Origin of the sequence: Photobacterium sp. OFAV2-7, from assembly GCF_022347985.1 — a bacterium.
In the GTDB taxonomy this organism is placed as follows: Bacteria; Pseudomonadota; Gammaproteobacteria; order Enterobacterales; family Vibrionaceae; genus Photobacterium.
Genome location: NZ_JAKRFQ010000096.1, coordinates 1 through 9,468, shown reverse-complemented (window position 1 = coordinate 9,468; position 9,468 = coordinate 1). Strand labels below are relative to the sequence as shown.

General features: G+C 46.6%; 8 protein-coding genes. 4 read left to right on the top strand and 4 right to left on the bottom strand.

From position 1 onward, the window contains the following. Together MHN01_RS08140 and MHN01_RS08135 are read right to left on the bottom strand one after the other, a co-directional pair. Window positions 1-1,023 (bottom strand): anaerobic sulfatase maturase (locus MHN01_RS08140; RefSeq protein WP_239410889.1); only part of this gene is annotated, 1,023 nt, incomplete at its 3' end. A gap of 147 nt (window positions 1,024-1,170) precedes the next feature. Beyond that, window positions 1,171-2,622 (bottom strand): sulfatase-like hydrolase/transferase, encoded by a 1,452-nt coding sequence (locus MHN01_RS08135; protein ID WP_239410887.1) that lies wholly within the window; start codon window positions 2,620-2,622, stop codon window positions 1,171-1,173. A gap of 625 nt (window positions 2,623-3,247) precedes the next feature. On the opposite strand from MHN01_RS08135, the gene MHN01_RS08130 reads away from it, so the two are divergent. Then, window positions 3,248-3,628 carry a hypothetical protein gene (locus tag MHN01_RS08130; RefSeq protein ID WP_239410886.1) on the top strand — a complete coding sequence of 127 codons (381 nt, stop codon included), beginning with the start codon at window positions 3,248-3,250 and terminating at the stop codon, window positions 3,626-3,628. Here the strand turns inward: MHN01_RS08130 and MHN01_RS08125 are convergent. Continuing rightward, window positions 3,565-4,464 carry a DMT family transporter gene (locus MHN01_RS08125; RefSeq protein ID WP_239410884.1) on the bottom strand — a complete coding sequence of 300 codons (900 nt, stop codon included), beginning with the start codon at window positions 4,462-4,464 and terminating at the stop codon, window positions 3,565-3,567. The genes MHN01_RS08130 and MHN01_RS08125 overlap by 64 nt on opposite strands. Window positions 4,465-4,580: 116 nt before the next feature. Between MHN01_RS08125 and MHN01_RS08120 the strand changes: the two genes are divergently transcribed. The 3 genes from MHN01_RS08120 to MHN01_RS08105 all read left to right on the top strand — a co-directional run bounded on the left by MHN01_RS08120 (window position 4,581) and on the right by MHN01_RS08105 (window position 8,280). Further along, on the top strand, window positions 4,581-5,993 hold the full coding sequence (locus MHN01_RS08120; protein ID WP_239410882.1) for a PLP-dependent aminotransferase family protein: 1,413 nt from the start codon (window positions 4,581-4,583) through the stop codon (window positions 5,991-5,993). Window positions 5,994-6,080: 87 nt separating this feature from the next. Next, the gene (locus MHN01_RS08115) at window positions 6,081-7,220 is read left to right on the top strand and encodes a PQQ-dependent sugar dehydrogenase (protein ID WP_370646461.1); all 1,140 of its coding nucleotides are present in this window, start codon (window positions 6,081-6,083) and stop codon (window positions 7,218-7,220) included. 418 nt (window positions 7,221-7,638) lie between these two features. Next, window positions 7,639-8,280: a hypothetical protein gene (locus MHN01_RS08105; RefSeq protein WP_239410880.1), complete on the top strand. Its 642-nt coding sequence runs from the start codon at window positions 7,639-7,641 to the stop codon at window positions 8,278-8,280. Window positions 8,281-8,418: 138 nt separating this feature from the next. On the opposite strand, the gene htpX is transcribed toward MHN01_RS08105, so the two are convergent. Then, a complete protein-coding gene (gene htpX / locus MHN01_RS08100) occupies window positions 8,419-9,303 on the bottom strand; it encodes a protease HtpX (RefSeq protein ID WP_239410879.1) in 885 nt (294 codons plus the stop codon). Window positions 9,304-9,468: the final 165 nt, after the last annotated feature.

Here is a 9,468-nt window from a genome sequence, read left to right as displayed (position 1 = left end):
ACATTGCTTAGTCAGATTATCCTTTTTACCTTGTCCGAACGTTATCGCTTTATCATCCTGGTTAAGCTCTCGAATACTTGTATCATGAATATTTCCAATTAAATGCTCGGGATAGACAAAGTGGTCACAGTTATATAAATCACCATTAGCTTCTAAAGCAAAAGCGTGACCGCAAGTTTCAGAGAAGGTACACAAGTTAGCTGGCTCTTTGCACCAGGTTGCCAAGGTATTATCAAAAATATTGACAAAAATTCGGCCAACATCTTTTTTTATCCAACGGTCAAAAATACGGTTCAAAAACTCGCCATATTCTTTCGATGGTACAGACCATGGTGTTACTGTCGCTTCCTGATCATAATTTGGATTCACGAGCTGTAAGCCATCTTCAGTAACCTGCGCCGCTTTTCGCTCGACTAGCGGAATAAACTGCAAAAATGTTGAACCAATACTGGTCAGGAAATCATAAACTTTTTCCGGATACTTAACGTTTTCATTATTAACGACAGTTAAGGTATTGAATTCGACACCGTACTTTTTCATCAAAGCAATGGATTCCATCACTTTGGCGTGAGTTGGTCGCCCTGCGCGGTTTACACGGTAGTTATCGTGAAGTTCAGCAGGCCCGTCAATCGAGATCCCGATTAAAAAGTTATGCTCTTTAAAAAACTTGCACCACTCTTCATCGATAAGAACACCGTTGGTCTGGAATGCATTATGGATACGATGGTTTTTCTTATATTTCTGCTGAAGCTCGACCGCCTTCTTGAAGAAATCAAGTCCTAGCAAGGTCGGCTCACCACCCTGCCATGAAAAGTCAACATCAACGGTATCCTGCGCCTCTATATTTTGTCTGATATAAGCTTCCATCGTTTCATCTGACATGCGCCAGTTTTTCTTACGCTCCGGATACAGATTTTCTTTTTCCAGATAGAAGCAGTAATCACAGTCAAGGTTACACACTGAGCTGCTTGGTTTTGCCATTACATGGCATTGGCTGATTGCAGGGCGAGACTGATTGGACATTGTTTCCTCGATATTTAACTAATTATTATGATTTATCTTTGTTATTGATATAAATATTTATAACTGATTTGCGTATCTATATCCCTTAACCCACAAGGCAAATTTGACCAAGGTTATAGATTTGGCTTGTTCGTCTATATGTTACCCTTATTCTCTACCTCGCCAGCCATTACTATACGGAAGTCGCTGCTTGTTCCACCCCCAGCGCGGCTCCTCGTTCTCAGCACTCCATTGTAGAAATGCCCCTTTAAGCCTTTCTACCTGTTCCGGGTAATCAGCAGCCAAATCTCGTGACTCAGCAATGTCTTCACTGATCTTAAACAGCTGAGGCGCAGTATTTTCAGATAACAGATCCGGCATCACCAACTTCCAGTTTCTGTCCCTCACGGCAGCCTGACGTGGCATATGCCAGAACAAATAACGGTCTTCCAAATGAGAGGCTTTACCGGTTAACAAAGGTATCAGATTAAGGCCATCAAGTTTCCACTCAGCTTTCTCTTTCGCTCCTGCAGCCGATAACAAGGTAGGTAATAAATCGAGCGAAATGATAGGCTCATCGATAACTTGCCTTGCAGGTATAGTTCCCTTCCAGGTAATTGTAAACGGAATACGAATACCACCATCCCACACTGTCACCTTTTCACCACGTAACGGGTGGTTATATGATTTATTGCCATGCTTGCCCATGAACTTACCACCGTTATCCGATAAGAAAACAATGATAGTATCTTCCATCAGCTTGTGTTCTTCGAGCTTGGCAATAATACGGCCAACGTTATGATCCATATTGTAATTCATCGCGACAGAGAGGCGTCGAAGCGGATTTTCAATGTCGTCGAAACGGGCCAAATCATCTTCTAAGGCTTGCAGAGGGCCATGAATAGCATTGAAAGGAACGTATAGAAAGAATGGTTCGTTTTTGTTTCTCTCGATGAAATTAACGGCCTCTGAGCCAAACCGATCAGTCAGATATTCATCGAATGGCTCAACAAGCTCATCATTTCGATACATTGACGAAAAAGGGGCATTTTGGGCGTTTGCGACATTCTTAGCGCCGACAAAATAATCTGCCGCACCATTGTTGAATCCAAAAAACTCATCAAATCCGCGGTTGTGAGGCCAGAATTTTTTTGGATCTCCGTCGTGCCATTTACCGACTATCGCTGTCCTGTAACCTGCGTCTTGAAAGTAGTTTCCTATTGTCGGTATATCAACGGGGACACCTTGCTCCATACCCTCTTCACGCACATAGGGACCGACATTGTCATGGGCTCCAAAACGCTGTTGATAGCGCCCTGTGAGCATACCGGCACGAGAAGGACCTGACACCGGTGCCGTCACATAACCGGCGGTTAAAATTGCGCCGTCTTCAGCGAGGCGGTCAAGGTTAGGTGTTCTCACATCTTTGCTAATGTTCTGAAATCCAGTATCCGAATACCCCAGATCATCGGCAAAGATAAGCACAACATTTGGCTGACGTTGTTGCTCCGGTAAGCTCGAAACACTCTGATTAGCAAATACAGGCTGTGTGCTTCCCACCACACACGCAACAGAGCAGGCTGCAGCAAGTAGATTCGCTCTGATAGTCGGTAGCTTCATTCGATCCCTCTATGAATTAAGAATAATCGTCCAGTGCCTTACATAAGGTGCATTGCGGCATTAGGGGGCAACTAATAGCAACCAATTATTTGCACGGCATCTATTCCACAGCTTGAACGTTTCACCTCACTTGAAGCAACGATTCTCAGTGCGCTTCTACCAAGAGCGGTTGATCAAACCAAAGGAATAAACCTAGTTATGCAAAGTCAGCCAAAGGTTAATAACCGTCTATCAGGCAGCTAATTACACTTTTACGCCAATAGGTCACTTTTGCACTTTATACCTTATAGGTTTTTCAAGTTCAATAGAAACGTTTATATTGAGTGATCTAGGTACAGATTTATATTGCCATATGTACTCCAGGCCGTAACCCTCGGAGAGGGTCACCATACAAACAACACATAAGCAGTTGATAAAAAACAACAAAAGCTCAATTCCTTTTGTCATAACTATAAAATAGTGTAACTAGAGTCAGAGTCTCCCTTGAACAAGGCATCTAACATAATTTCATTGTTTTCGACAAGACGACTGCCAGCGATTGTCTCTGCGAAAACCGCGCAATTTGCACACACCAAAAACCGTGTGATACTAAAAATATCGAATAAAAGTTAGGAAGGGAGCCTAAGTGAAGCTCGGGTTAACTATCTCGGTATTGATAACCGTTTTATCAGGCAGTGTTGCATCGGCTTCGGCAGCCGAAGAATCACAGGCGTTTGAGGATGCGATCAAGCAAGAGTGCAGTATTTTGTTTGATCGCGAATTTTCCCGCTATCGACTACATATCGATCCCTACGGCGCAAAGTCATATGGCATTGCGTTTGCCAAAGGGAAGTTACGCAGCAGCTCAGGATTACGCGCACCAGATTCATCCATGATCTGCATTTATGACAAGCGCTCTGGCCGCGCCGAGATAAGTCAAAGTTTCAACTCTGAACGTCTCAATTACTCACTCACAGCCACTCGACCAGTTTCAGAAGTCAGTCTGGGTTTGCGAGTAACCAAATAAACCGCCATTGCAGCAAGTACAAAGCCGATAACACCAAAACCATCAAAGGACTCACCAAAGACCAGCCAGGCCTGAAAGGCAGTCATTGGCGGCACTAGGTAAAAAGTCGAAGCGACTTTAGATGCTTCCCCATTATCAACCATGTAGAGAAGCAATAAGATTGCAATACCTGACAGCACCACAACCGCCCACACCATGGCAAAGATAAATTCAGGAGTCCAGTTCACCACCATCGTTTCTGTTGTCAGGGCAACAGGCAGAAACAGCATCGCTGCTGCGATATACTGCCACACCGCGCCGCCGACCATATCCACTCCCTGACAGAACTTCTTCTGGTAGAGGGTACCTAAGGTGATCCCCAGTAATGCAAATGCAGTAAATATATAGGCTGCTTTCCGGCTCCCTTCTTGTTGCCACTCCATATTTCCTTGCAGCACCAGTCCAATCCCGATAAAACCAATAAGCAAACCGATCCATTGTGACAGGCGCATCTTCTCATTCCATGCCATCACTATAATCACCGCTGTAAGTATTGGCTGAAGCCCGACTAGCAACGAACAAAGCCCGGCAGGCATCCCGAGCGAAATCGCCTCATAGGTACCACCAAGATAAAACCCATGAATTAATAAACCCGACATCATTGAATGGAATAGCGCCTTCCCACGTGGCAAATGGGCACGCAGTATAAACATCAGCAATATGAAAAGGACGATATTAGCTACCATTCGGATCAGCAGAAACGTGGCCGGTTCAGCATACGGGAGCCCAAACCGGGCACCAATAAAGCCTGAGCTCCAGAGGATGACAAAAATAAACGGTATCATGCGAACAGCCATCACTATTTCCTTTCCTTTTTATTTGTTAGACATTACTTTAATCAGGTACAGAAAAGTTAATAGAGACAGATTTATCTACTTTTTAGGGTACAGATTGCCAGCCGAGGAGATGTGGTGTGTCGAAAAAATATCAGCAAGTTGTTGATCTCATCACTGAGCGGATTGACAAGCAAAGCTATCAATCTGGTGACAAGTTACCCTCAATCCGAGACTTGAGTACCCAGTTGGCAATCAGCAAGAATACCGTTATCCGTGCCTACCAACAGCTAGAGGCCACCCAGCGAATAGAAGCTCACCCTCGTTCGGGATACGTGGTCACTCAGCAAAAAAGTCCGGCCGCGGCAACCGTCAGTGAACCGGGCTATGTTGATTTGATGTCCCTGAGCAAGGAGATCATGAGCCTGTCATTGTCTCATCAGGTACTACCGGCAGGCTCGGCACACCCCGATACCCGCTTTCCGGCCATCCGTTCCCTCTATGCCGAAATCGGCCGCCATAGCCGCTATCAGACCAATATTCCCAGCCACTACCAGCTTCCGCCGGGTAACGAGGTACTACTTCGCCAGCTCGTCTATATCAATCAGGAACTTGGTGTAACAACCTCGGCGAACGACATCCTGATCACCCATGGTGCTCAGCAGGCCATCAGCCTCAGCCTGCAGGCCGTCACCCGCCCCGGCGACATTGTGCTTGTTGAATCTCCAAGTTATTTCGGCAACCTGCTCCTGCTTGAGTCGCTGGGGTTAAAAGTGGTCGAGATCCCAGCCAGTGTTACAAGCGGAATGGATTTATACGCACTAGAACAAGCCCTTGAACGCTGGCCTGTCTCAGCAATTATCATCAATCCCAGCTTCAACAACCCAGCCGGCTATGTTATGTCTGAGCACGATAGACTGACGTTTTTGGATATCACCAAAGAGATCCCAATCATAGAAGATGATGTATTCGGCGGATTGGCCTATGGTCGCAGACCGTTGCCGCTCAAGACGCTGGATAAGGAAAACCGGGTGATCTACTGCAGTTCGCTGTCAAAAACCTTGGATTCCCGCCTGCGTATCGGCTGGGTTATAGCCGGAAAATATCAGGATCAGATAGAGAAACGCCTGATGACAGACAATATGGGCAGTTTGAACTTAATGCAATCTGCCGTTGGCCAGTTTCTGGCAACAGGTAAATACCGTCAGCACCTCAGCAAAATTCGTAAAAGTTACGCCAGAAGGCAACGCCAGTTTTTTAAGCTATTCACAACAGAGCTTGATCGCTTCCCTTGGCTGCAAGGCCAGTATCACCTCTCCCAGCCTGAAGGTAGTTTCCTTTGCTGGCTCACTTTACCTCTGCATGCAGACGGCGCAGACATCTACCAAGAAGCGCTGCGGCAAAACATCAGCATTCTACCCGGCAAAATGTTCAGTACCCAAAGCCAGCATAACCACTGTATCCGCCTGAGCTTCGCCAATTTTGATGATAACAACCAGTGGGAAGTTGGTCTGAAGAAACTCGCGCAGATCATTGCCGACCATACCCAGTAAGGCAGTTTCAATAAAAACCACAGCAAATAAGGAAGGCTTGGTCTAAATTACAGAATAAGCCTTACTAACCAAGAACTTTAGCTCATGATGACGTCTGTTATTCGCACCCTTTCTCTTGTTTTACTATCCATTTCTGGTGCTCTCATACTTACCGGTGTGACAAAGGCTACCGAGGTAATAACAGGCTCGAGCAACAACATGGACTATCAAGTATCCCTTGTGGCCCAAAACTTATCTGTTCCCTGGGGAATGGCTTTCATTAATCCAAATCAACTGCTTATCACCCAACGCCATGGGGAAGCTGTCATCATTGATGCTGCCGGGAACAATCGTACTCAGGTTAAAGGCCTGCCAGATGTTGCAGCAGCAGGACAAGGAGGGCTGCTTGATGTTGTGACTGAGCCGGGCTACCAACAGTCAAATGGCTGGCTGTATTTTACCTATAGCAAAATGCTTGGAGAACAAGCTGTCACCGTGCTGGCCCGTAGCAAGCTCAAACAAGATACGCTGATCCAGTGGCAAGAACTGCTTGTTACTGACTCCGCCACAACAAGCTATCGCCACTTTGGCAGCCGGATCGCCTTTGATCAACAAGGGCACCTGTTCTTCTCCGTTGGTGATCGTGGTGAGCGCACTAACGGACAGGATCTCACCACACATGCCGGAAGTATTCTCCGCCTCAACATGGACGGGACTGTTCCAGCTGACAACCCGTTTGTCTCCCAGCCAAACGCGCTTCCGGAGATCTGGAGCTATGGCCATCGCAACCCGCAAGGCCTGGCCTATGATCGCGGCAATAGTCGACTGTGGGCAATAGAGCATGGGCCACGTGGCGGTGATGAGATCAATCTGATCGAAAAAGGCAGTAACTACGGCTGGCCTGTTACCTCCCATGGCAAAGAATATTGGGGGCCTCTGTCAGTGGGTGAAGCAACTGAGAAAGAAGGCATCGTTTCACCGCGTAAAGTCTACATTCCCTCTATTGCCCCAGGCAGCTTACTTCACTATACAGGCGAAGCCTTTCCCGGATGGCGGGGAGATCTATTTGCCGGCGCGCTAAAACTTGAACATATCAACCGCATTTCTTTAGGCAAAAACGGCGATATTCTCTCGGAAGAGCGCTTGGTTTCGCCGTTGAAAGAACGCATTCGGGCGCTGATACAAAGCCCCGAAGGTTGGATTTACTTCACTACCGATTCTGGCAACTTATACCTGATTTCACCTTAGCCTTAATCACTTACTTGCAGCTGTATCTGATCCGCACCCCGTGGTCAAGGCTGTGCAATTATAGTCTTCTTTGTTACCGTGGAAACTGCCGCATTCTTCGGTGATGCAGTCGACTTCTGCTGGCTTAGAACCATGCCCCTTGACCTCAGGTGTGGTCAGACAAATTTTCGACGAACGTTACCTGTCGATATTGGCTGCTCGCTGCCTCCACCACCTTCCATCCATCAGCTCTTTTATCTAAAAGCTTAACGCCCTATTCATAGCTCACTCAACTCAAAAATAAGCAACATATCGCACATGATAGCTGCCTCGCAACGTTTACAGTTTCTTCGGTATACAATAACTGTTGTCATAAATGCGATTTAACCGTCAACAGGTAAACAAGGACTACACTGCGCTCAAGGAAAGAAGCACTAATATGGATCTACACTCACTCAACAACCATTACTGTTCCACCCCAGAACTCCTCGATGATGCCTATTCCATCCGTTATCAAGCATATTTGGAGCAAGGGTATATAGAAGCCAATCAGCAGCAAAGACTGGAAGACGAATTTGACAACATGCCGAACAACCATACCTTTGTACTGCAATGCAATAACCGGTCAATTGCCTCCTTGCGGATATCGGTGATTAAGCAGCAGCTCGGCTGGCTTGATATTCCGGTCAAAAGACTGTTTCCCGAAGCCTTTACCGAATTAGAACAAAAATATGACACCCTTATGGAGCTAAACAGGCTCACTGTCTTGCCTGAAATCACCGACTTTTCAGCAACGGTTCCGCTTGCACTGTTCGCCAGCCCGATGCATCTGACCGAACTCTCGGGAAAGACACTGGTTATCTGTGCCGCGAGGAAAAATCACAAGCGATTCTACGAGCGTCTCGGCTTCAGGAAAATCACCGATTACAAGCGGTACCCAACCCTGAAATTCGATACCGCCATGTTTGTCAGCGAATGGGATCCTGATAAGGATCGTCTGAGCCTATATCCGCTGAAAGCCCATTACTCCCAACTAAAACCTGTTTTATCAAATACCGAACTGACGCAGATGTTCCGCTGACAACCCGAAGCTGTAACAGCCAGCGACTAAGCATTCTTCGGTGAGAATGCAGGCGCCAGTTTCATTTTCGTAGCGAAGAGATAAAAAATCCCCTTGCCATTGGCTAAGGGGATTTTTCACTAACTACAACAGATCTGTTTACAAGTGCTCTCCGCGGCGAAGCGCATCAATACGCTTGTCTAACGGCGGGTGTGTCATGAACAGCTCAGACAATGACTTCTTGCCATTGATACCGAAGGCCATCATTGAGCCTTCTAGCTGAGATTCGTGGCTTACCTTCAAGCGCTCAAGTGCTGCAATCATCTTCTCGCGTCCGACAAGGTGCGCCGAGCCCGCATCAGCCTTAAATTCGCGATGACGGCTATACCACATCGTCAGAATACTCGCCAGGAAGCCAAACAGGATTTCCATGATTGTTGAAACAACAAAGTACATCATGAAACTGCCACCTTCGCCCTCACCGTCTTCGTCGCCGCTGTTAAATCCGCTTACCGCACCGGCAACCAAACGAGAAACAAAAATAACAAAGGTATTCACGACACCTTGCATTAGCGTCATAGTAACCATGTCGCCATTAGAAATATGACTGACTTCGTGCGCCAATACGGCTTCGGCCTCATCACGGGTCATGCTGTGAAGCAAACCTGTCGATACCGCTACCAGCGAATCATCTCGCTTTGCTCCCGTTGCAAACGCGTTGATATCTGCCGAGTCATAGATTGCAACAGTCGGCATGCCTATACCAGACTGCTGGGCCTGCCGTGATACGGTTTCCATCAACCAATGTTCAGTTTCATTTCGCGGGTGCTCAATCACCATGCCGCCAACAGAGCGCAACGCCATCGACTTTGACATAAACAGCGAGATCAGCGAGCCGCCGAAACCAAACAATGCTGCCATTACCAACAAGCCATTCAAGCTACCAGGCTGTAAGCTGGTAAAAGCATAGATAAGATTCAAGACAACACTGAAGACCAGCATCACAGCAAGGTTAGTTGCCAGGAATAATGCAATTCGCTTCATATTTTTAATATTCTCCAATTAGCAATCATGCTTTCTAGTTCTGTACAAACGATGGTGTTCCATAAACAAATTGCATACGGCGCCACCAATTCGATTTGTTATTTATAGTATGGTCGATCAATCTAAATACAAGTAAAAGGGGTAAATTGTTACGTTTCGTTAGTA

Coding starts and splice junctions, on each gene's coding strand:
- MHN01_RS08135 (WP_239410887.1), bottom strand. CDS start 2,622: ATGAAGCTACCGACTATCAGAGCGAATCTACTTGCTGCAGCCTGCTCT.
- MHN01_RS08125 (WP_239410884.1), bottom strand. CDS start 4,464: ATGGCTGTTCGCATGATACCGTTTATTTTTGTCATCCTCTGGAGCTCA.
- MHN01_RS08115 (WP_370646461.1), top strand. CDS start 6,081: ATGACGTCTGTTATTCGCACCCTTTCTCTTGTTTTACTATCCATTTCT.
- htpX (WP_239410879.1), bottom strand. CDS start 9,303: ATGAAGCGAATTGCATTATTCCTGGCAACTAACCTTGCTGTGATGCTG.
- MHN01_RS08105 (WP_239410880.1), top strand. CDS start 7,639: ATGGATCTACACTCACTCAACAACCATTACTGTTCCACCCCAGAACTC.